Annotated in this window: 19 protein-coding genes; 2 read left to right on the top strand and 17 right to left on the bottom strand. The window is 65.9% G+C overall.

The window, feature by feature from the left end:
- Positions 1–28: 28 nt before the first annotated feature.
- The 12 genes from AC2IR1_RS02760 to AC2IR1_RS02705 all read right to left on the bottom strand — a co-directional run bounded on the left by AC2IR1_RS02760 (position 29) and on the right by AC2IR1_RS02705 (position 14,244).
- Positions 29–781, bottom strand: a complete 753-nt coding sequence (locus AC2IR1_RS02760) for an ABC transporter ATP-binding protein (protein ID WP_486474753.1) — start codon at positions 779–781, stop codon at positions 29–31.
- Positions 778–1,605, bottom strand: coding sequence for an ABC transporter ATP-binding protein (locus AC2IR1_RS02755; RefSeq protein WP_486474752.1), 828 nt, complete (start codon positions 1,603–1,605; stop codon positions 778–780). The genes AC2IR1_RS02760 and AC2IR1_RS02755 overlap by 4 nt, the downstream gene beginning before the upstream one ends.
- A 10-nt stretch (positions 1,606–1,615) precedes the next feature.
- Positions 1,616–2,521: an ABC transporter permease gene (locus tag AC2IR1_RS02750; RefSeq protein ID WP_486474751.1), complete on the bottom strand. Its 906-nt coding sequence runs from the start codon at positions 2,519–2,521 to the stop codon at positions 1,616–1,618.
- Positions 2,518–3,537, bottom strand: coding sequence for an ABC transporter permease (locus AC2IR1_RS02745; protein WP_486474750.1), 1,020 nt, complete (start codon positions 3,535–3,537; stop codon positions 2,518–2,520). Before AC2IR1_RS02745 ends, AC2IR1_RS02750 begins: the two co-directional genes overlap by 4 nt.
- A 17-nt stretch (positions 3,538–3,554) precedes the next feature.
- Positions 3,555–5,162 (bottom strand): ABC transporter substrate-binding protein, encoded by a 1,608-nt coding sequence (locus tag AC2IR1_RS02740; protein WP_486474749.1) that lies wholly within the window; start codon positions 5,160–5,162, stop codon positions 3,555–3,557.
- A gap of 278 nt (positions 5,163–5,440) precedes the next feature.
- Complete coding sequence (locus AC2IR1_RS02735) at positions 5,441–6,805, bottom strand: aminotransferase family protein (protein WP_486474748.1); 1,365 nt, start codon at positions 6,803–6,805, stop codon at positions 5,441–5,443.
- Between the two features lie 88 nt (positions 6,806–6,893).
- Positions 6,894–7,373, bottom strand: coding sequence for a sarcosine oxidase subunit gamma family protein (locus AC2IR1_RS02730; RefSeq protein WP_486474747.1), 480 nt, complete (start codon positions 7,371–7,373; stop codon positions 6,894–6,896).
- Positions 7,366–10,284, bottom strand: coding sequence for a sarcosine oxidase subunit alpha family protein (locus AC2IR1_RS02725; RefSeq protein WP_486474746.1), 2,919 nt, complete (start codon positions 10,282–10,284; stop codon positions 7,366–7,368). Before AC2IR1_RS02725 ends, AC2IR1_RS02730 begins: the two co-directional genes overlap by 8 nt.
- Positions 10,281–10,544, bottom strand: coding sequence for a sarcosine oxidase subunit delta (locus AC2IR1_RS02720; RefSeq protein WP_486474745.1), 264 nt, complete (start codon positions 10,542–10,544; stop codon positions 10,281–10,283). Before AC2IR1_RS02720 ends, AC2IR1_RS02725 begins: the two co-directional genes overlap by 4 nt.
- 1 nt (position 10,545) lies before the next feature.
- Positions 10,546–11,802 carry a sarcosine oxidase subunit beta family protein gene (locus AC2IR1_RS02715; RefSeq protein WP_486474744.1) on the bottom strand — a complete coding sequence of 419 codons (1,257 nt, stop codon included), beginning with the start codon at positions 11,800–11,802 and terminating at the stop codon, positions 10,546–10,548.
- Positions 11,799–12,833 carry a D-cysteine desulfhydrase family protein gene (locus tag AC2IR1_RS02710; protein ID WP_486474743.1) on the bottom strand — a complete coding sequence of 345 codons (1,035 nt, stop codon included), beginning with the start codon at positions 12,831–12,833 and terminating at the stop codon, positions 11,799–11,801. Before AC2IR1_RS02710 ends, AC2IR1_RS02715 begins: the two co-directional genes overlap by 4 nt.
- 4 nt (positions 12,834–12,837) lie before the next feature.
- Positions 12,838–14,244: an aldehyde dehydrogenase family protein gene (locus tag AC2IR1_RS02705; RefSeq protein ID WP_486474742.1), complete on the bottom strand. Its 1,407-nt coding sequence runs from the start codon at positions 14,242–14,244 to the stop codon at positions 12,838–12,840.
- Between the two features lie 587 nt (positions 14,245–14,831).
- Here AC2IR1_RS02705 and AC2IR1_RS02700 point away from each other — a divergent pair.
- On the top strand, positions 14,832–15,638 hold the full coding sequence (locus tag AC2IR1_RS02700) for an IclR family transcriptional regulator domain-containing protein (protein WP_486474741.1): 807 nt from the start codon (positions 14,832–14,834) through the stop codon (positions 15,636–15,638).
- A 103-nt stretch (positions 15,639–15,741) separates the two neighbouring features.
- On the opposite strand, the gene AC2IR1_RS02695 is transcribed toward AC2IR1_RS02700, so the two are convergent.
- On the bottom strand, positions 15,742–16,719 hold the full coding sequence (locus AC2IR1_RS02695) for a dipeptidase (RefSeq protein ID WP_486474740.1): 978 nt from the start codon (positions 16,717–16,719) through the stop codon (positions 15,742–15,744).
- A gap of 177 nt (positions 16,720–16,896) precedes the next feature.
- On the opposite strand from AC2IR1_RS02695, the gene AC2IR1_RS02690 reads away from it, so the two are divergent.
- Positions 16,897–17,691: a polysaccharide deacetylase family protein gene (locus AC2IR1_RS02690; RefSeq protein WP_486474739.1), complete on the top strand. Its 795-nt coding sequence runs from the start codon at positions 16,897–16,899 to the stop codon at positions 17,689–17,691.
- 104 nt (positions 17,692–17,795) lie between these two features.
- Here the strand turns inward: AC2IR1_RS02690 and AC2IR1_RS02685 are convergent, their stop codons facing one another.
- The 4 genes from AC2IR1_RS02685 to AC2IR1_RS02670 all read right to left on the bottom strand — a co-directional run bounded on the left by AC2IR1_RS02685 (position 17,796) and on the right by AC2IR1_RS02670 (position 22,020).
- On the bottom strand, positions 17,796–18,539 hold the full coding sequence (locus AC2IR1_RS02685; RefSeq protein WP_486474738.1) for an SDR family NAD(P)-dependent oxidoreductase: 744 nt from the start codon (positions 18,537–18,539) through the stop codon (positions 17,796–17,798).
- 277 nt (positions 18,540–18,816) lie between these two features.
- Positions 18,817–19,980 carry a class I SAM-dependent methyltransferase gene (locus AC2IR1_RS02680; protein ID WP_486474737.1) on the bottom strand — a complete coding sequence of 388 codons (1,164 nt, stop codon included), beginning with the start codon at positions 19,978–19,980 and terminating at the stop codon, positions 18,817–18,819.
- A 1-nt stretch (position 19,981) separates the two neighbouring features.
- Positions 19,982–20,740, bottom strand: coding sequence for a DUF1365 domain-containing protein (locus tag AC2IR1_RS02675; RefSeq protein ID WP_486474736.1), 759 nt, complete (start codon positions 20,738–20,740; stop codon positions 19,982–19,984).
- Complete coding sequence (locus AC2IR1_RS02670) at positions 20,737–22,020, bottom strand: NAD(P)/FAD-dependent oxidoreductase (RefSeq protein WP_486474735.1); 1,284 nt, start codon at positions 22,018–22,020, stop codon at positions 20,737–20,739. Before AC2IR1_RS02670 ends, AC2IR1_RS02675 begins: the two co-directional genes overlap by 4 nt.
- Between the last annotated feature and the right edge of the window lie 116 nt (positions 22,021–22,136).

The raw sequence follows: 22,136 nt of genomic DNA, 5'->3' as shown, positions 1-22,136 counted from the left end.
GGGAACTGATCGAAGGTCCCGGGCCGGGTCATTCCAACTCGACATCCAGTTCCCGCAGGCGAGTGGTCTGGGGATGGCGGGTGCGTCCGGCGCGCAGATCCTCGGCGCTCAGGACCTCGACGATCTCGCCGTTTTCCATGACGCAGAGTTCGGGGCAGAGATGGGCGACAACGGCCAGGTTGTGACTGACCATCAGGTAGGTCAGGTCGCGCTCTTCGCGCAGGTCGGCCAGCAGGTTCAGGATCTCGGCCTGGACCGAGACATCCAGCGCACTGGTCGGTTCATCCAGCAGCAGAAGCGAGGGTTCGGAAATCAGCGCCCGGGCAATCGCCACGCGCTGGCGCTGGCCACCGGACAACTGGTGCGCATAGCGGTAGCGCACCCCCTGTGGCAGGGCGACATCGGAAAGGACCTTGCGAATGCGGCTGTCGGTGTCCCCGATCCCCTGCACCAGAAGCGGTTCGATCAGGGTCTGATCGACGGTCTGACGCGGATGCAGCGACCCGTAGGGATCCTGGAACACCATCTGCACCTTGCGGAAGAACTCCCGGGAGCGCTTCTTGTCCTGCTGCTGGCCGTCGATCATCACCTCGCCGGTCCAGCTGTCGACGAGCCCCGCCAGAACCCGCATCACGGTCGACTTGCCCGACCCGCTTTCGCCCACCACGCCGAAGCTGGTCCCCCGCGCCACGTCGAGCGAAATGCCATGCACCACCTCGCGTTCACCGAAGGAAACCCGCAGGTCCCGGATGTAGATCATGCTGTCACGGGTCGGGATCATTTCAGCCACTCCGGATCGCGTTTCATGACGGGCAGGCGGGCTTTCGGGTGCATCAGGCTCGGCAGGCAATCGAGCAGCGCGCGCGTGTAGGGATGCCGCGATTGCGACAGCTCCGACGCCGGCAGTTCCTCCACCACGCGGCCCGCGTACATCACCACCACCCGGTCGCAGAAGTTCCGCACCAGCGGCAGGTCATGGCTGATCAGCATCAGCCCCATGTTCCGCCGCGACACCAGGTCTTCCATCAGCCGCAGGATTTCCGACTGCACTGTCGCATCCAGGGCCGAGGTCGGCTCGTCCGCGATCAGCAGTTCGGGGTCCGGCGCCAGCATCATGGCGATCATCACCCGCTGCCCCATGCCGCCCGACAGCTCGTGCGGATAGGATTTCGCCACCAGTTCGGGATTGCGGATCTGAACCTGCGCCAGCAGATCCACCGCCGCCTCCCGCGCTTCTCTCCGGCTGCCCTTCCGCGCGGCCAGCCAGGCCTCTGCGATCTGGTCGCCTGCGGTCATGATCGGGTTCAGCGAGTACTTCGGATCCTGCAGGATCAGCCCGGCCCGACGCCCCCGGATCGCCCGCATGTCCTTTTCGCTGGCCTTGCGGACGTCGATCCCGTCGAATTCCAGCTTGTCCGCCGTGACCCGCGCAGCGGGCGGCAACAGCCGCAGCAATGCCCGCGCGGTCATCGACTTTCCGCTGCCGCTTTCCCCGACAATGCCCAGCTTCTCCGTTCCCAGGCGCATCGAAACGTCCTTCACGGCGGCCTGGTACCCATGCGGAGAGGGGAACTCGACCTTCAGGCCGGAAATATCAACAAGCATCCCGGTCTCCTCAGCTCTGCTTCGGGTCCAGCGCATCGCGCAGACCGTCGCCCATCAGGTTGAACGCCAGCGAAATCACCAGGATCGCAAGCCCCGGGATCAGCGGCACCCACCACTGTTCCAGGATGAAGCGGCGCGCGGTGGCGATCATCGTGCCCCATTCGGCCATGGGCGGCTGCGCCCCCATGCCGAGAAACCCGAGGCTGGCCGCGAAGATCACGATCCCGCTCATGTCCAGGGTCACCCGAACGATGAGGGAGCTGAAGCAAAGCGGCATGATGTGTTTCACGATGATCCGGCGCGAAGAGGCACCGGTCATCCTGAGTGCTGCGACGTAATCGGCATTGCGGATCGTCATGGTCTCTGCCCGGGCAAGGCGGGCATAGGGCGGCCAGGTCGTCAGCGCGATCGCGATGATCGAACTGGTCATGCCGGGATGAATTGCGGCAACGAAGGCCAGCGCCAGGATCAGCCGGGGAAAGGCCAGGAAGATGTCGGTGATCCGCATCAGGATGATATCCGCGACCCCCCCGAAATACCCGGCCGCACATCCGATCAGCAGACCCACGGGCGCCACGAGGACAACCACCGCCAGGACCATGCCAAGGGTCACCCGGGCACCGTACAGCAGTCGCGAATAGACATCCCGGCCCAGTTCGTCGGTCCCCAGCCAGTGCTCGCCCGAAGGCGGCAACAGGCGGGATCCAAGGTTCTGGATCACCGGATCATGGGTGGCCAGAAGCGGCGCGAAAATGGCACCCAACAGGGCCAGGACGATCACGCCAAGGCCAAGGACAGCCGCCTTGTTGGCATAGAAGGTCTGCCACAGGCGATAGCGGTGGATCCAGCTTGCCTGGGTCTGGGACGCGGGGCTTTCGCTTTGCCACCAGTCACGTTGGAGGAACGGCAGGCTCATAGGCGGGGGTCCAGCACTTTGTAGGCGATATCCGCCAGCAGGTTCATCAGCATGTAGACGGATCCGACCACCAGCGTGGCCCCGATCACCGCATTCATGTCGGCATTCATCAACGAGACGGTCAGGTACTGCCCGATGCCGGGCCAGCTGAAGATCGTCTCGGTCACCACGGCGCCCTCCAGAAGGCCCGCGTAGGTCAGCGCCAGCACCGTGATCAGCCGGACCGAGATATTGGCGAAGGCGTGCTTCCAGATGACGGTCGCGGGCGACAGGCCCTTGGCCTTGGCGGTGATCACGAACTCGCCCCCCAGGGCATCGATCATGAAGCTGCGCGTCATCCGCAGGATGTAGGCCATCGAGAAATAGGCCAGCACGCAACTGGGCAGAGCCAGATGCTGCACCGCGTTCCAGAAGGTATCGGGGTCGCCATTCAGCAGGGCGTCGATCGTCAGGAACCCGGTCACCTCGGGCGTCATGCCCGAATAGGCCACGCCGACGCGCCCCGTGCCCGGCGCCCAGCCCAGCTTCGCATAGAAGACCAGCAGGGCGATCAGACCCAGCACCGGGATCGGTGTCGAATGCCCCACCAGGGAAAAGACCCGCACGACCTGGTCGACCCGGCTGTTGCGCCTGACCGCGGACAGCACCCCAAGGGGCACCCCGAAGACGGTGGCGATGATCATCGCCACGGTGCCCAGTTCGACCGTGGCGGGGAAGTAGCGCCTGATGTCATCCAGGACGTTGTTCGACGTCATGATCGACACGCCCAGATCGCCATGGGCCAGCTGCTTCATGTAAATCCAGAATTGCACGAGCAACGGCTTGTCCAGGCCAAGCTCCGCCCGCATGCGTTCAACCACCTCGGGGCGCGCGTGATCGCCCAGGATGGCCGTCACCGGGTCGATCGCCATCACCCGTCCGATGAAGAAGGTGATGACGACCAGCCCGAAGAGGGTGATGCAGAGACTGGAGGCTGTCGCCCCCAGTTTCCACAGTGTTTTCTTGGTCCGTTTCATGGACATCCCGCAGGACCTTATGCCTTTCGCACGTCGGCGTACTGGGTGAAGCCGGTCTGCGCGCCGATCTCGAAACCGGACACGCCCTCCGCCATGACGGCGGAGGCGGTCTTTTGCAGCATCATCGCGAAGGGCGCACGATCTGCAAAGATCAACTGCATCTCGTGATACAGCGCCATGCGCTTCTCGCCGTCCATTTCCTTCCGCGATGCCAGGGACATGGCGGTCAGTTCCTCGTCCACGTAGTGGCTGCGCCACGCCAGCAGCGTCAGATCGGAATCGTCGCTGTCGTCGGGGTTCTCACAGAAGGCCTGGCTGTTGGAATAGGGGTCGAAGTAGTCGGTGCCCCAGGGCAGCAGGATCAGTTCGTGCGCCCGCGCGCGGGCGGTTGCATAGGTCTGGCGCATCTCGCCGGAGATGATGTTCACCTTGATCCCGATGGCCGCCAGGTTCGCCTGCACCGCCTGGCCGATGTCGGCGTAGGGCGCGGAAGAGGGAACGTGCATCGAGATTTCGAAGCCATCGGCATGGCCGGCATCGGCCAGCAGGCCTTTCGCCTTCTCGACGTCCATCGTGTAGATCTTCTCGGTCAGGCCACCCGGCAGGGACGGCGGCAGGAAGCCCTGCGCGACGGAGTACATGTTCGGCGTGATGTTTTCCGCGATGCCGTCGTAGTCGATGGCCCACTTGATCGCCTTCTGCACGTTCTGGTCCTGCAGGATCGGCACCGCCTGGTTCATCGCCACGTAGACGGAAACGGCCTGGCCGGCGGAATTCACGGTCAGGTCTTCGTCCGCCAGCGCCGTTTTCAGCAGGTCGGAGGTCAGGTTGCGCGCGATATCCGCATCGCCTCGCTGCAGCATCAGCAGCTGGGCGGAGGGATCGGCAACATGCTGAATGAAGATGCGCTTGGCCTGGTCCGGTTTGCCGGAATGCGGGTTGGCATCCAGCGTGACGCGGTCGGAGGGGACCCACTCGCTCAGCTGGTAGGCGCCGGTGCCTGCGGAATGGGTCTTCATCCAGGCGTTGCCCATGTCGCCATCGGCCTCATGCGCCAGCGCGGTCGCCTTTTCCATGATGCCACCGATCGGGGCGGTCAGACAGAACAGCAGGAAGCTGGGCGCGACGGCTTCGGGCATCGACATGACCAGGGTGGAGCTGTCGGGCGCCGTGATCAGCTCCTCGACGTTCTCCGGGGTCCAGCCGAACTGGGTCAGGATGAAGGAGGGGGTTTTCTGCAGCTTGACCGCACGCACGAAGGAGAAGACCGCATCCTCTGCCGTGCAGGCCTCGCCGGAGGCGAAGTAGGCATCGCCCACCAGGTGGAAGGTGACGGTCTTGCCATCTTCGCTGACGTCCCAGCTTTCCGCCAGGTCGCCCACGACCTTGGTGTTGTCGGCCGCATCGGGCTTGATCAGACCGCGATAGCAGTTCGGCACGACTTCCAGGTTGGTGATGTCGTAGGCCTCTGCCGGGTCGAAGCCGGTGGCCAGGTCATCAATCTGTTTCGCCATCACCACGACACCCTTCGGCGTCTTGGCAAAAGCGGCCCCGGCAGACACCACACCTGTGGCGATCAGCGGTACCGCGGTCGAGAGTTTGAGCATTGTTCGACGTGTCAGCATTGTCATTTCCCTGTTGGTGTAACGATTGTTCTTGGTCTGGTAGTCGATCGCGCCTCTTACGCGGGATGAGGTCACGATAGGAACTTTTTCACTTTATGCGAACTTTTGTACTTATTATCGGCGCACTTTTTTGAGTGTCGCATAGTGAACGTCCATTTGCCCTGCACACCGCCGCCGATGCGGACGACAAGACAATTCCCTGCACGGGGAAGGGCGGAAATCCCGGCCCTCCCCATGCTGCGTTCTCGCGCTTCCGACGCTGCCGAAAGCGTTATTTATCAGGAGATTCCGACGTCCTTCATGAACCGCCGAATGGCCTTGTCCATACCCGTGACAATCGCGTCGATCTCGGCCTTGCCCGCGGTCAGGGGCGGGCCGAATTCCACCACCTGATAGGTCCGCGCCAGGATGCCCTCTTCGCGCAGATAGTTCGTCATGCGAACAGACATTTGATCTGCCGGACCGAACGGTTCCCGGGTTTTCTTGTCCCGGACAAGCTCCACCGCGCACAGAAGGCCACGCCCGCGGACGTCACCGACGATGGGCAGGCTGCGCAGACTGTCGAGCCCGTCCATCAGGTACTGACCCATCACGCGGGAGTTCTCGACCAGGTTCTCGCGCTTCAGGATGTCGATGTTGGCCAGGGCCGCCGCGGCAGACACGGCATGGCCGCCGAAGGACAGCACGTGGTTCAGCCCGGCTTCCCGGCCGCTGGCATTCTCGAACCGGGACACGACCTTGTCGCTGGCCGCCACCGCACCCATGGGGGAGTAGCCGCTGGTCAGACCCTTGGCCATGGTCATCACGTCGGGGACGATCCCCCACTGCTCGCATGCGAACATGGAGCCCGTCCGGCCGAAACCGTTGATCACCTCGTCGATGATCAGCAGGACGCCGTACTTGTCCGCGATCTCGCGCAGGCGCGGCAGGTATTCATCCGGCGCCGGATAGATGCTGGCAGCAGCAGGCACCGGCTCGGCGATGATCGCGGCCACGGTTTCGGGGCCCTCGTGCAGGATCTGCTTTTCGATGACATCGACGCAGAGCATCCGGCAGGTCTTCTCATCCACCTGGCCGAACTCACACCGGTAGCAGTTGTTGTGCTGCACATGCAGACAGCCGGGCACCAGCGGACCGAAGATCTTGGCGTTGAAGTCATGGCTCGCGCCGCTGATGCTCATCGCGTAGTGGGTGGACCCATGGTAGGAGCCGCGCCGGCTGATCACCTTGGTCCGCTTCTGATCCCCGCCAAGGTAGTGGTACTGCTTGACGATCTTCAGCGCCGTCTCGACGGATTCGGACCCCCCGGAGGTGAAGAAGATCCGGTTCAGATCGCCCGGTGTCAGATCTGCCACCACCTTGGCCAGCTTGACGGTCGAGGGTGCGACGAAACTGTAGGGCGCGACATAGGCCAGTTCCTTCGCCTGGGCCGCCATGGCTTCGCCGATCTCGGCACGGCCATGGCCGACGTTGGTCACGAAGGCGCCGCCCGACAGCGCGTCGAGGTAGCGATTGCCCGCCTCGTCGATCAGGTAGCAATCTTCGCCCTTGTTGAACACGGTCATCCCGTATTCGGATTTCAGAGATTGCGAACTCGTAGCGTGAAACCAGACATGTTTGAGGGCGTCTGCTGCGTTGCTCATGGAATGTCTCCCTGTTGGCCCTGGATCTATGTGTTGCGTTTGGCCCGGGCGCGGCGGTGTCGCGCGCCTGCGGGCGTCTGTTGTTCGGTCATGCCGCCACCCCGCCGCCGGCTCCGGCCAGCGGCGCCAGGACGGCGGTCAGCCAGTCGACCAGCCAGTCGGCATAGCTCGTGGCGACGAAAAGGCGGTACCGATCTTCGGCTTCCGCATGCAGGATCACCGGGACCCGCGCACAAAGCGTCGCCATGGCCTGACCCGGCACGAAGGCCGCGGGCGACAGGTCCAGCTCGATCCCTCGTGTCAGCAGGTCGCGCGCAAAGGGCCCTTCCAGCAGCACCGACTGCCAGGCATGGCTCACGTCGATGACCCGCGCCCCGGTCAGGGCACCCGCGTCGATCGGTCCGGCGGCGCTCAGGATCCGGCGTTCCGGGGACAGCGGCAGGACGAAACCGCCCTGCGCCATCCCGTCAAGCTGCGCGGCCATGGCACCGTCCCAGGTGTCGGGATCGGCCACGATTTCTGCCATGAAGGCGACGGACAGGCGTGTGATGGTGCAAAACTCAGGCACGGAGGCGCACTCCTTCCGGGTCGACGAAAACGGGATCACAAAGCGTCAGCGCTACAGTCTCCCCGGTCAGCGGAGAGGCGGCCGTGCGGCTTTCCCCATGGGCATCGCGCCCGCCTTCGACCAGCGCAAGCGCAATCCAGCGATCCAGCTCCGGGCTGAAGGTGACGGAGGTGACATGCCCCACCATGGGCACCGGGGTGGGCGCTTCCGGATCTACCACGATCTGCGCTCCGCGCGGGATCGGCTGTGTCGGATCGATTGCCACCACGCCCACCAGCTGCTTGCGGTTCCCGGCGCCGAACGCCGCCCGCGTCAGGGAAGGACGGCCGAAGAACTCCTTCTTCCGGCTCACCATCCGGTCCAGCCCCAGGTCGGCAGGCGTCGTGCGCCCGTCAGCTTCGAAACCGGGCACGAAGAGACCCTTTTCGATCCGCATGGTCATCATCGCCTCGGTGCCATAGGGCATCAGGTCAAAGGGCGCGCCCGCCGCCAGGATCGCATGCCACATCCGCAGGGCATCGCCGGCGGCGGTATAGACCTCGTAGGCCAGCTCCCCGGAGAAGCTGACACGCAGCACCCGCACCGGGATCCCGGCCAGCTTCCCTTCGGCCAGACCCATGAAGGGCAACGCCTCCGGATCCACGGCAAAGTCGGGCGACAGCGCCTGCAGCACCTCGCGGGAGCGCGGCCCGGACAGCGCCATGGCACCCCATTGCTCCGTCACCAGGGTGATCGTCACGTCCAGCCCCGGCATGACCCGCTGACGCACGCGTTCCAGATGCGCCAGGATCCGTTCGGCATTGCCGCTCGTGGTGGTCATGAACCAGCGATCCTCGGACAGCCGCGTCACGGTGCCATCATCCAGGACCATCCCGTCCTCCCGCAGCATCACGCCATAGCGGCAGCGCCCCGGTTTCAGCGTCGAAAAGCCGTTGATGTAGACGTAGTTCAGCAGCGCGGGCACATCTGGCCCCTGCAGGTCGATCTTGCCCAGGGTGGTCACGTCGCACAGGCCCACGTTGCTGCGCACGTTCTTCGCCTCGCGCAGGACCGCGTCGAAATCGCCCTCGCCGGGGCGGCGGTAGAACTGCGGTCGCCGCCAGGCGCCCACGTTGGCCACGAACCCGCCGTTGGCGATATGCCATTCGTTCATCTGCGTGGTCCGCGCGGGTACGGACAGCGCGCCCACGAAGGGCCCCGCCATCGCCCCGAGGCTGACAGGAGAGAACGGCGGCCGCGCCTTGCTGTTGCCGATCTGCGCCGTTGTCCGGCCCTGCGCCTCCGCGATCACGTCGACCCCGTTCAGACCGGCAAGGCGCCCCTGATCGGTGCCCATGCCAAGGGTCGTGTAACGCTTCACATGCTCGACCGAGCGGTAGCCCTCGCGCACCGCCAGCTTCAGATCCGAGGTGGTGACATCGTTCTGCTGGTCCACGAACTGCTTGCGCAGCCCGCTTGCCGGCACCGCCGCATGGACATAGCCGCCCGGTTTCTGTTCGACGGGCTCTCCCGCCCCGGCGGAGGCGCCCGACGCGATCGCGCCGGCCAGCCCGTAGATCCCGGCACAGGCGCCCACGGCAACCATGCCCACCTCTGCCCGACTGTCCCAGCAGGCAGGGTCGGGCACCAGCGCCGCCAGCCCCTCGTCATACCGCAGCCGCCCGCCGGTGTGGGTGTAAAGCTGGGCGATAGGGGTCCAGCCACCGGCGGTCAGGATCGTGTCGCAGGCAATGCGCGCGGTCCCACCCGGCCCCTGCAGCGTGACGCCCGTGACGCCCCGCCGCCCGTGGCTGCGTTCGGGCACATGGTTCAGCAGGACGCGCAGCCCCGCGGCCTCGGCCTGCGCCGCCAGCGCAGGGTCGATCCTTTCCCGACTGTCCGCCAGCGCCGCCACGCCCATCCCCGCCGCCTTCAGCGCAAGGGCTGCCGCATAGGCGCTGTCGTTGTTCGTCGCCAGCACCGCCTGCCGCCCCGGCAGCACGCCATGGCGATCCAGGTACTGCACGGCCGCACTTGCCAGCATGACACCCGGCCGGTCATTGCCGGCAAAGACCAGCGGACGCTCATAGGCGCCGGCGGCCAGCACGATCCGCTCCGCATGGATCATCCATCGGCGCAGGGCCACGCCCGCCGCATCCAGTTCCAGCGCCGCAACGAGATGTCCGTCATAGTGACCGAAGGCCGTGGTCCGCGTCAGCACGGTCGCGCCCGCATCATTGCGCAACCGGCGCTCGGCCGCCCGGCGCCACTGGGCATAGCTTTGACCCTCGACCTCGGCCCCGTCGTCGGTGCCCAGCCCGCCAAGGCCCGGCTGTTCCTCGACCAGCAGCACCTCCTGCCCTGCCGCCCGCGCGGCCAGTGCGGCGCTCAACCCGGCGGCCCCGCCCCCGATCACCAGCACGCCGACCTGCCGGTTCACGGTCTCGTAGCTGTCGGGGTCGGCCTCCACGGGCGCGCGCCCCATGCCCGCCGCGTTGCGGATCATCTTCTCGAAGAAGGGCCAGGCGGCGGCGGGCTTCATGAAGGTCTTGTAGTAGAACCCCGCCGGAAAGAAGGGCGACAACACGTCGTTCACCGCCATCACGTCGAACCCCACGGAAGGCCAGCAGTTCTGGCTTTTCGCCACCATCCCGGCCGTCAGCCGCACCTGCGTCGCCTTCAGGTTCGGCGTCCGCCGCGCCCCCTCCCCCAGCTCAACCAGGGCATTGGGTTCATCCGCGCCGAAGGCCACCACCCCGCGCGGGCGGTGGTACTTGAAGCTGCGCCCGACGATGCGCACACCGTTGGCCAGCAGGGCAGAGGCAAGCGTATCCCCCTCGAACCCCGTCAGTTCCCGGCCGTTGAAGCGGAACCGCAGCGGCTGGTTCCGATCGATCACCCGCCCTCCGGCGGAGCTGCGCCAGCCGCTCATGCCTCTTCCTCCGACAGCAGATCATTGTTGCGGGTGTCGCGGGTCACCTCGAACCACTGGCGGCAGCCGGCGGCGTGATACCACAGCTCGCGATGCGGCCCCGCGGGGTTGTCGCGCAGGTAGACATGGGCGTCCCAGGTGGCGCCCGGCGCTGCCGCGTCGCCCGGCCCGGGCAGGTCGCCGGGGGCGGTCAGCGCCGCACCGCCATAGGTGAATTCAGACATCGGCCGAGGGCCGCAGCAGGGGCAGATGATACGCATCTCAGTGCATCCAGGGGCTGGAGCCGGCGCCGCGTTCATCGAGCAGGGCACCCGTCTCGAAGCGGTTCAGCGTGTGATGACGGGCGATGGCATGGGGCTCTCCGGTGGCAACCAGATGCGCCATCGCGGTCCCGGCCGCAGGCGTGCCCTTGAAGCCGCCGTAGCACCAGCCGCCATTGAAATAGAGCCCCTCGACGGGCGTCTTCGAAATGATCGGGCTGCCGTCCATGGTCATGTCCACGATCCCGCCCCAGCTGCGCATCATCCGCAGCCGCCGGATTGCCGGGAACATCGACAGGGCGGATTCCACCACGTGGTCCAGCACATGCGGATCGCCCCGCTGCGCGAAGGAGTTGCAGCCGTCGATATCGCCACCCATGACGATCTCGCCCTTGTCGGACTGGTTGATGTAGACATGAAGCGCCCCGGACACCGCCACGACGTCCAGCATCGGCTTCACCGGCTCGGTCACCATGGCCTGCAGCACGTGGCTCTCGATCGGCAGGCGCAGGCCCGCCATCTCGCCCAGCTGGCTGGAATGGCCGGCGACGCAGATCGCCACCTTGTCCGCCTCGATCAGCCCGCGCGATGTTTCGACCCCGGTAATCCGCCCGCCGTCCCGGCGCAGCGCGGTCACCTCGCAATTCTGGATGATGTCGACACCGCGCTGATCTGCGGCCCGGGCATAGCCCCAGACCACCGCATCATGCCGCGCCGTGCCCCCACGTTTCTGGATCAGCCCGCCGATGACGGGAAACCGCGCCGAGGCAGAGGTGTCCAGCAGCGGCATCAGCCCCTTCAGGTCGCCCGGGGTCAGCAGTTCCGCATCCACCCCGTTCAGCCGCATCGCATTGCCACGCCGGTGCAGACCCGACAGCTCCGACTGGCTGTGGGCGATGTTCACCATGCCACGCTGGCTGAACATCACGTTGAAGTTCAGGTCCGCGCTCAGCCCTTCCCAGAGCTTCAGCCCGTGTTCATAGAAATGGGAATTCGGGGTCAGAAGGTAGTTCGACCGCACGATGGCAGTGTTGCGCCCCGCGTTGCCGCCCCCGATCCAGCCTTTCTCCACCACCGCCACGTCGGTGATCCCATGGGTCTTTGCCAGGTAATAGGCCGTCGCCAGCCCATGACAGCCACCGCCGATGATCACCACCTTGTAGCGCTTGCGGGGCGCGGCATCGCGCCAGGCGGGTTTCCATCCCGCGTGCCCGCGCAGCGCCTGCCAGGCCAAGTTCAGGGCGGAATATCGGCTCATGCCACAAGACCCGGCAGCAAGTCGGCAGGTTCGTAGGCGAAAAGCGCCGGCAGGCCGCCGGTGTGCAGGAAGACCACCGTTTCATCCTTGCCGATGACACCGGTGCGGATGTGATCAATCAGCCCGGCCAGGGCCTTGGCGGAATAGACCGGATCGACCAGCACGCCCTCGGTACGCGACAGCAGGCTGATCGCCTCCGCTGCGGCCTCGGTCGGGGCGCCATAGTGAGCCCCGATCTGGTCGTCGAAGATGCACAGATCCTCGACCCCGGGAAGTTCGGGCAGGCCCAGGATGCCGGCGGCCTCACCGGCCTCCTCGATCACCTTGTCGACCAGGTAGTCCACCGTCCGGCTGACACTGATCCCGGTCACCTTGTAGCCCGGCTTCAGGTTGCATTCGCCCAGCACGAGCCCCGAATAGGTCCCGCCGGACCCGATCCCGACATAAAGCCGGTCGGGCGCGATGCCCTGCTCCGCGAACTGCTGCTTCATCTCGGCGGTGGCCATCAGGTAGCCCGCCATGCCCTGCGGGCTGGACCCGCCAAGCGGCATCATCATCGGCTTGCGCCCCTCGCCCTCCAGCCGCGCGGCCAGATCCTCGATGAAGGTGCCGAAATCCCAGCGGGGCTCGGTCTCCACCAGGTGGACATTGGCGCCCAGCAGGTGATCGAGAAGCAGGTTGCCGCAAACCGGGTGCGGCTCGCCGGGCACGCCGCCCAGCACCAGCTCCACCTGCAGGCCCGCCTTGGCGCCCATGGCCGCCGCGATCCGCGCCAGGTTCGACTGGTAGCCGCCGCAGACGATCACCGTGTCATATCCTTCGGCCATGGCCCGGCCCAGGATGAATTCCAGCTTCCGGACCTTGTTGCCGCCCATCCCCGCGGGCGTCAGGTCGTCCCGTTTCAAGAAGATCCGCGGCCCGCCCAGGTGGGAAGAAAGGGCGCGCGCTTCCTCGAGCGGTGTCGGCCCGTGAAGCGCGCGCAGTCGGGGGAGATCCTCGATACGGGAAAGAATGCTGGCTGCGTCAATCATCGGATCAGGCCTTCGCAATGGAAATCGTCTGCAGATCGGTGAAGGAGGCCAGGCCCCAGGGCCCGTTCTCCACCCCGATGCCGGACCACTTGTGGCCGCTGATCGGCGCGAAGGGCAGGATCGTCAGGTGCTGGTTGACCCAGGCCGTCCCGCAATCAAGCTTCGCGGCCAGCTGCGCCGCGCGCTCGAAATCGCCGCTCCAGACGGATCCGGACAGGCCGAACTTCGTCCCGTTGGCCCGGGCGATCACCTCGTCCTCGTCCCGGAAGGACAGCATCGGCAGCAGCGGGCCGAACTGTTCCTCCGCCACCAGGCGATCCCCGTCGGAAAGGCCCGTCACGATCTTCGGCGCCACGAAGTAGCCCGCCGTGTTGGGAATGGCCGCGCCACCTTCCAGCGTACCACCGGCACGTGCCGCGTCGGCTTCCAGCTCCTTCACCCGCTCGTATTGCGGCAGGGTGCTGATCGGGCCCATCTCGACCCCGTCGTCCAGCCCCACACCCAGGCGTGTCTTCGCGATCCGCGCCAGGAGGGCCTCCTTCACCGGCTCGAAAACATTTTTATGCACGTAAAGCCGCTTGATCGCCGAACAGACCTGCCCGGTGTTCTGGAAGGCCCCCCAGAACAGCTTCTCGGCAATCGCCTCCGGATCCACGTCATCCAGCACGATGGCCGCGTCGTTGCCACCCAGCTCCAGCGTGACCCGCTTCAGGTCGTCGGCGCAGGCGCGCATCACGCTCTTGCCCGCCCCGATGGACCCGGTCAGCGACACCTTCCGGACCGAGGGATGCGCCGTCAGCGCCTGGCCCAGGACATCCCCGCCGGTCACGATGTTCAGCACGCCCGCCGGAATGATGTCCTTCAGCAACTCCCCCAGGCGCAGCGTCGCAACCGGCGTGAAGGGAGAGGGCTTCACCACGATGGTGTTGCCTGCCATCAGCGCCGGGGCGATCTTCCACACAGCCGAAATCACCGGGTAGTTCCAGGGCGCAATCCCGGCCACGACGCCCAGCGGGCGGCGCTCGACCTGGACGCGCATGGCCTCGTCATCGCGCAGGACCTCCACCGGCAGCTCGATGCCGGCGGTATGTTCGAACCACTTGGCCGAACCCATGGCTTCCCCCACCGCGATCGGCAGGGCGCGCCCCTGTTCCTGGCTGATCAGCTCACCCAGTTCCTGCGCATGGGCGCGGACCTTCTCGGCACAGGCGATCAGCACCTTGGCGCGCGCCTCGACCGGGGTCGCGGCCCAGGCCGGGAAGGCCTCGGACGCGGCCGCAATCGCCTCGTCCAGCTGCGCCGCGCTGCATTCCGGCACCTGGGCAAAGACCTCTCCGGTGGCGGGGTTGATCACGTCGCAGGTTTCGACGGCATCATGCAGCGCGCCGCCCATCATCATTTGCATACCCATGCGTGGATCTCCCATCCGTCATCCAGTGCCGATGCCAGATCCATACGCTTAGCGAACTTTCGTACGCAAGATGCAATTTTCTAAAATTTCCGCGCCCGCCATCGACGCCCGAAACCGGCGCCAGCCACCCCAACCGGGGAAATAGCCTTGAAAAGAAGGTTTAATCCTGCATGAAAGCTGAACCTTTCAGCATCACGCGACAAGCCAAAGCGGCGCCGAGGCACCTCAAAAGCCATTTGTTGCGCCTAGAGTTTGATCACTGTATGCAACAGAAGTTCGTTTTGCGGATATTTAAGAACGGCCTCCGGGCCTCGCAGCGGCACCAAACCGATCAACAGAACGGCCCCGTCGCCAGGCGCGGGCCGCAAACACGAGAGACACCCCTTGGCCGAGCCGCAGCACTGCCCGCGTTCCGACCGCCCGGCCAACGGCCCAAAGGCGCCCTCCGGCACCTGCCGGGCAACTGCCCAAAGGGGCAAGTTACCCGCGGGTCAGGCGATCGTTCGCGTGACAGCCCAGCCCAATACCTGAATAACTACCAAAACCTCTCGGCCACCGGGATTCGAATAGAAAGAAGGGGACAGTGAATGAGCGATGACCAGGCGAACGCGGATGACAAACCGCGCGATTTCGTCGCCTCTCTCGAACACGGGCTGAACGTCCTCAGCAGCTTCGACGCCGCCAATCCGAGCATGAGCCTCAGCCAGGTTGCGGACCGCACCGGCATGAACCGGGCCAGCGCGCGGCGCTATCTGCTGACCCTGGCGCATCTCGGCTTCATCTCCCGCAACGGGCGCAGCTTCCGGCTGGCGCCCAGGGTCCTGAACCTGGGCTATACCTACCTGTCCTCGCTGCCGTTCTCCGATTTCGCGCAGCCGCGGCTGGAACAGGCCAGCACCGAAATCGAACAGACGGTCGCCCTGGCGATCCGGGACGGGGACGAATCGGTCTACACCGCCCGTGCGATCCCGCAGCGCTCCCTGGCCGTGACGGTGCCCGTGGGCCGCCGCCTGCCGCTGCTCTCTACATCGACCGGCCGGGCCATGCTCGCCTTCGACTCGCCGGAGGAGATCGAGGCGGTGATCGACAGCAGCCGCCCCACCCTGCTGACCGACAAGACCACCATAGATCCCGCCGTCCTGCGCAAGGAGCTGGAGCTGGTGCGCGCCCGCGGCTACGCCCTGGTGGAGCAGGAGGTAGAGGTCGGCGTGCGGTCCCTCGCCGTTCCCTTCTTCGACAACAATCAGAAGGTGGCGGGCGCGGTGACCGCGCTGACCAGCATGAGTGCGGTCAGCACCAAGCAGCTGCTCTCGACCATCCTGCCGATCATCCAGAATGTCGCGGAAGAGATGCAGACCGCCCTGCGCGCGCATCAGTCCGACATCCTGACCTGAGGCACTGCCGGCGCCACGGCGCCGGCCGCCTCCCCGAGCCCTGCCCAAGGTTCAACCCCGAGCCTCAACCCCGGGGCTCAGCCCCGGGATTCAGTCCCACAATTCAGCCCCAGACCTCACCGAACAGCCGCACCCAGTTGCCGCCCAGGATCCGTTCGATCCGGGCCTCGCTCCAGCCATGGCGCTGCATGGCCTGCGTCAGGTTGGGGTATTGCTCGATCCGCCCGAAATCCTCCGGGAAGACCGCGCCCTTGGGCGTCAGCAGGGATCGGCCATGGCCCTTGTAGTGCAGGAAGTAGGCCATATCCTCTGCCGTCTTGTCCTGGGTGAAATCGGTGCCGATCCCCACCTGCTCTTCTCCGCACAGGTCGATGACGTATTCGATCACCTTGATGTAGTCATCCAGGGTCGATTGGCTGCCCCGGGGCATGAAGGGCGGGAACATCGTCACCCCTACCATGCCACCGCTCTGCGCCACCATGCGCAGCTCCTCGTCGGACTTGTTGCGCGCATGGTCCTTCAACGCCTTCGGCGCGCAATGCGTATAGGCCAGCGGCTTCTTCGACGCCTTCACCGCATCGGCAGAGGTCTGCGGCCCCACGTGGCTCAGGTCCATCAGGATCCCCGTCCGGTTCAGTTCCGCCACCAGCTCGTGCCCGAAATCCGTCAGCCCCCGGTCGATCGTCTCCAGGCAGCCGGCCCCCACGGCATTGGCGTTGTGATAGGTCAGCTGCACCACCCGCAGCCCCAGCTCGGCGTAAAGCTCGACCGTGCGCAGGTCATCCCCGAACCCGTCGGAGTTCTGCCAGCCCAGGATGATCCCGACCCGGCCCTCCGCCTTGGCCTTCGCGATATCCTCCACCCGGTAGACCTGGCGGATCAGATCGTCGTTTTCCCTCAGCCACAGCTTCCACTGGCCCATGGCCCGCATCGACTCCTCGAAGCCCTCCCAGACGCTGCAGGTGCAGTTGGCCGCCGTCAGCCCGCCCGCCTGCATCGCCTCGAACAGCTTGCGACTCCACTTCGACACGATCAGCCCGTCGATCACCACCGATTGGCCATGCAGGTCCTGTTGCGCCATCGTCTTCACTCCATCTGGTCCCTTCGCCGGGATCGCACCCGGCGTCGCCCCCTCCCTATGCGCTGGCCTGACAGAAATATAGTCATTACGAACTTTTGTTCTTATGTTCGCATGTTTTTGATGGCTCGCGGATCCTGCGCCGCTCTATAACCGGGCAAAATCCACAGAGAGGCCAAGATGCAGCATCCCCCCTTCCCCATCGTCTTCGGAATCTGCCTCGATGCAGAGGCGATCTGGCTCAGCATCGATCCCGAGAACCGCAATCGCCCCTCCCTGCTGTCCCACGGGGCCTATGCCGTGCTCGAAGGCCTGGAACCGCTGCTCGACCTGCTGGATCGCCACCAGGTGCCCAGCACCTTCTTCGTGCCCGGCATGACGGCGGACCGCTATCCCGATGCGGTGACGGAAATTCACCGGCGCGGCCACGAACTGGCCGGGCACGGCCACGGGCACCTTTCCCCCACCCGGCTGAACCGCGACCAGGAACGTGATGAACTGGTGCGCGGCAACGACTCCATCGCCGATATCATCAACGAGCGGCCCGTCACCTGGCGCTCCCCGTCCTGGGAATGGTCCGCCCATACGCTCGACCTGATGATGGAGGACGGCATCACCGTCTCCACCAACTTCCACGACCGCGTGGCACCCTACCGGCACCAGCGCGACGGCGCGCCTCTGCCCATGGTGGAACTGCCGGTGCAATGGCACCTGGCCGATGCGCCCTATTTCATCCACGGCGGCCGGATGGAGCGGATCATCCGCACCTCGGCAGAGGTCGAAACCCTGTGGAAGGAGGAATTCCTGGGACACTACAACTGGCCCAATCCCGCCTTCTTCCACCTCACCCTGCATGTGCAGCTGATCGCGCAGCCGGGGCGGCTGATGATGCTCGACCGGCTGGTCACCTACATGAAAAGCTTCCCGCGCAGCACTTTCATGCGCTCTCGCGACCTGGCAGCGACCATAGCCTGAAGGGCGGACAACGACGCCTCCGCGACAACGAAAAGGGCCCTGCACCGGAAACGTGCAGGGCCCTTCGCCTTATCACCCGTGATCGCCGGGCCGCGGCCCGGGGCTCAGCCCGAGACCAGCCGCGCGTACCAACGGAACGGCAGGAAACGACCGGCAACCGTGAACACGTAGGAAAACGGATGCGGGAAGCTGACCTGGCGCGGCTCCGGGTTGCGGATCAGCCGCATCACGTGCTTGGCCGCTTCCTCCGGCGCCATGATCTGCGGCATGGTGAAATCGTTCTTCTCGGTCAGCCGGGTCTTGATGAACCCCGGGTTGGCCAGCTGCACATCCACGCCCGTGCCCTTCAGGTCGATGTACATGTCCTCCGCCAGGTGCCGCAGCGCCGCCTTGCTGGCGCCATACCCGATGGAGCCGGGCAATCCCTTGAACCCGGCAAGAGAGCCGATCAGGACGACATGCCCCGACTTGCGCTGGACCCAGCCCGGCACGATCCGTCCCAGGATCCGCATGGCCCCCATGAAATTCGCATCGGCGATCTTTTCGGCCGCGGCAGCATCCCACTCCTGCGCGGTCATCGGATCGTACATTCCGACGGAATAGATGATCCCGTCCGCACCGCCGGCGTCCCTCACCGCGGCACAGACCGACTCGGGATCGGTCACATCGATCGGGACGATTTTCGCCCCGCCCAACTCCTCGGCCAGCTCTTCCAGCCGCTCTTCGCTTCGCGCCGAAAGGATCAGCTCCGCCCCAAGGCGTTTCATCTCCTTCGCGACTTCCCGGCCGAGCCCTTCGCTCGCCCCTACAATCCAGTAGGTCTTGCCGGTCAGTTTTCTTGGTTTCATTGAAAAATCCTTCGTGGGATCAAGGGACTGGGAAAAGATCCACGCGCAGCACGGGGCGCCCCCCAGACGCGCGGATCAACACGAGGAAGCAACGCCTGCTTCCCGGGGAAAGTTTCCGGCCAATCCCCCAATTCTCCTACACTTTCGCGTGTCGATTGCGGGAATGAGCGCCTTGTCGCCCAAAACGGTACGAACCCGGATAACTATCCACAGGCAAGGCCGCCCGGCGGCCCGATCAGATACCCAAACCGGGTAATCTTTCCGCACGTGACGCTACTTAGCGCCCATTCGCATGGGCCAGTTCCACCTGCACCACGTCGGTCTGCCCCGCAGTGAAGGCCGCCGCGCAGATGCCCAGGTAATAGCGCCAGCTGCGCAGGAAGCTTTCGCCGTAGCCCAACTTCGCGATCCGGCTCGCCTCCTCGTCCATCCGGTCCAGCCAGGTGCTGCAGGTGCGGGCGTAGTCCTGGCCGAAGGCAAAGCTGTTCTGCAGCTTCAGCCCGGCCGCCTCTGCCGCCGCGCGGATCTGTCCGTCCGACAGGAGCATCCCGCCCGGGAAGGCATGCTGGCGGATGAAGTCGGACCCGGCCCGGTAGGTCGGGAAATAGCTGTCGGAGACGGTGATCGCCTGCACCACGGCGCGGCCGCCCTCTGCCAGGCGGCCCTTCAGCGTCTCGAAGAAGGCGGGCCAGTAGCGTTCGCCCACGGCCTCGATCATCTCGATCGACACGATCCCGTCGTACTTGCCCTGGCTGTCGCGGTAATCGCGCAGCTGGATATCCGCCCGTCCGTCCAGCCGTGCATCGGCATAGCCCTTCTGGGAAGGGGAGATCGTCAGCCCGGTCACGTGGTGCCCTCGACCGGCAGCGCGTTCCGCGAAACCGCCCCAGCCGCAGCCGACCTCCAGCAGGCGCTCTCCCTGCACCCGGTCCAGGATGCGGTCGTACTTGCGGTACTGCGCCCGCTCCAGGTCGTCGTCACCGGGGGCGTAAAGGGCGGAGCTGTAGGTCATCGACGGGTCCAGCCACAGCTGGAAGAACTCGTTGCCCACGTCGTAATGCGCCTGGATGTTGCGCGACGCGCCGCTGCGCGAATTGGCCCGCAGGATGCGGTCCACCGTGCGGAACTTCAGCGCCTGCCAGGGCCCCGCGTAGGCATAGCGCCCGAACTGGTCCAGGTTCTGCAGCGCCAGCAGGGTCAGATTCTCGATCGACCCGGTATCCCAGAGCCCCGAGACATAGGCCTCTCCGAATCCGACATCGCCGCGTGCCAGCGCCGCCGTGACCGCCGCCCAGTCGTTGATCTTGAAATCCGCTTCCACGCCGCCCTGACCGAAGTGATGCACCTCGCCCTCCGGCGTGGTGACGGTCAGCCGCCCCGTCTCGATCTGCTCGCAGCTCTCCAGGAAGTCGCGTTTCACGCGGTTGGTCAGCATCGGCATGTCAGGAAATCTCCTCTGTCGGGGGGGTGGGGCGCGTCCTGTAGCGCGCGCCCTTCAGCTTCAGGCGCAGGGCCTGCCAGTAAATCAGTGCCAGAATGCGCGCCCCGCCGAAAGGCCGCCGCAGCGCCGCGCCCAGGATCCGGGCATTGGTCAGTTTCAGGCGGGGGCCGGTCATGGTGGCGAAGAGGGTCTCCCCTCCCTCTTCGCCGTGGAGGATACGGATCGCAACCCTCTCCTCTCCCATGTGAAAACCGAAGCTATAGTGCCCTTTGATTCCGCGAAAGGGGGATACATGGAAGACCTTGGTCGTATGGACAGGACGCCCGGAAACGATAGGGGCGAATCCGGGATTCGCGCAAAGGTAGCAGTGCCGGTCGCCGAAGGTGTTGTTCACCTCCGCGATCGCCGCGACCAGATCGCCCTTTTCGAAGGCCATCCAGAATGACACCGGGTTGAACCGCGCGCCCAGGAACCCGGGCTGGGTCAGCAGCAGCAGTTCGTCGTAGCGCGCCTCCGGCAGGCCCTGTTCGGCCAGCACGCGGCGGGCCCAGGGGGCACCCTCGCCCGCGCCCCGCGGGCCGCCGTGATCGCGGTCGTGGATCGTTGCCAGCGCCGCACGGTTGCGCCCCAGAAGGGACGGCCCGGCATCGTTTTCGGGATCCAGCAGCACGTAATCGACACCATAGCGGAAACTGTGCTGCACCGACCCGCGCCGCGCATGTACCGTCAAGCCCGGGATATGTTCCGGCCAGCGGCTCATACCGGCTGCGGGTCCAGGGCCCGGGCCACACGCACCGCGCTGGCGAAACCGTCCTCGTGGAACCCGTGCCGCAGCCAGGCCCCGGCGTACCAGGTCGCATTGCGCCCCTGCATGAGCATCACCTGCCGCTGCGCCTCCAGCGCTGCCGCGTCGAAGACGGGATGGCGGAACAGCTTCTCGTCATAGATCGCCTCCTCCCGCACCGGCACCACGGGGTTGAGCGACACGAACAGCGGATCGCCCTCGTCGATGTTCTGCAGCCGGTTCATCCAGTAGGTCACGCCGATCGCCTCCTGCCGCTGGCCCGTCTCTGCCTTGTACACCCACGAAGACCAGCAGGCCCGACGTTTCGGCATCTGCCCCGCGTCGCAATGCAGCACCGCGTGGTTGTCCTGGTAACGCACCGCCGACAGCGCCGCCTGTTCCTCTTCGGTCGGGCGTTCCAGCAGGGCCAGCGCCTCGTCGCTGTGGCAGGCCAGGATCACCTGGTCGAACACCTCCCGCGTGCCGTCCATGGTCACCACCTCGGGCAGCGGGCCGTCGCGGCGCAGGCAGGCCACCGGCGTGCCGGTGCGGATCATCGCGCCCCGCGCCTTCAACGAGGCCTCCAGCCGCCGCACGTATTCCACCGATCCGCCCTTCACCGTCCACCACTGGTGCTGCCCGCTGGTCGACAGCAGGGCATGGTTGCGGAAGAACCGCACCAGCGCCGCAGCCGGGAATGCCTCGATCCCGTCCGGGGGCGTGGACCAGATCGCGCCGCTGATGGGCTTCAGGTAATATTCGCGGAACCACGGCCCCAGCCCCAGTTCCCGCATCAGCGCGCCCATCGACAGCTCCGGCCGGGCGGCCACCAGCGCCTCTGCCCGGTCGTTGAACCGCAGGATGTCCCGCACCATCCGCGCGAAACCGGGCCGGGCCAGGTTGCGCCGCTGCCCCAGCACCGCGCGCAGATCGCGCAGCCCGTATTCCACCCGGCCACCGTCGATCGTGGCGCCGAAGGACATGTCGGACCGCTCCACCGGCACATCCAGGTCGCGGAACATGGCCGTCAGATGCGGGTAGTTGGCGTAGTTGAAGACGATGAACCCCGTGTCGACCGGCTGATCCCCGTTCTTCCCCGCGATCACCGTGCGCGCATGCCCGCCCAGCCGCGGCGCCGCCTCGATCAGGGTCACGCGGTGCTGCCCGGCCAGCTGCCAGGCGGCGGCCATGCCGGAAATGCCGCCTCCGATGACGGCGATACGTTGCGGGCGACTGTTCAGGGCATCGAAGGACATGGGACCTCTCCGTGGTGTCTACCTTGTTACGAAGCCCCGAGCCGAACGGTTCACCCGGGGCCGGAAAACATCGGAATTATTTTTGATCCGATCCCCGCGGCCCCCCGTAGACCGCT

The organism is Pseudooceanicola sp. NS-SX8 (genome assembly GCF_057380755.1).
This window is presented reverse-complemented; position numbering and strand designations above follow the sequence as displayed.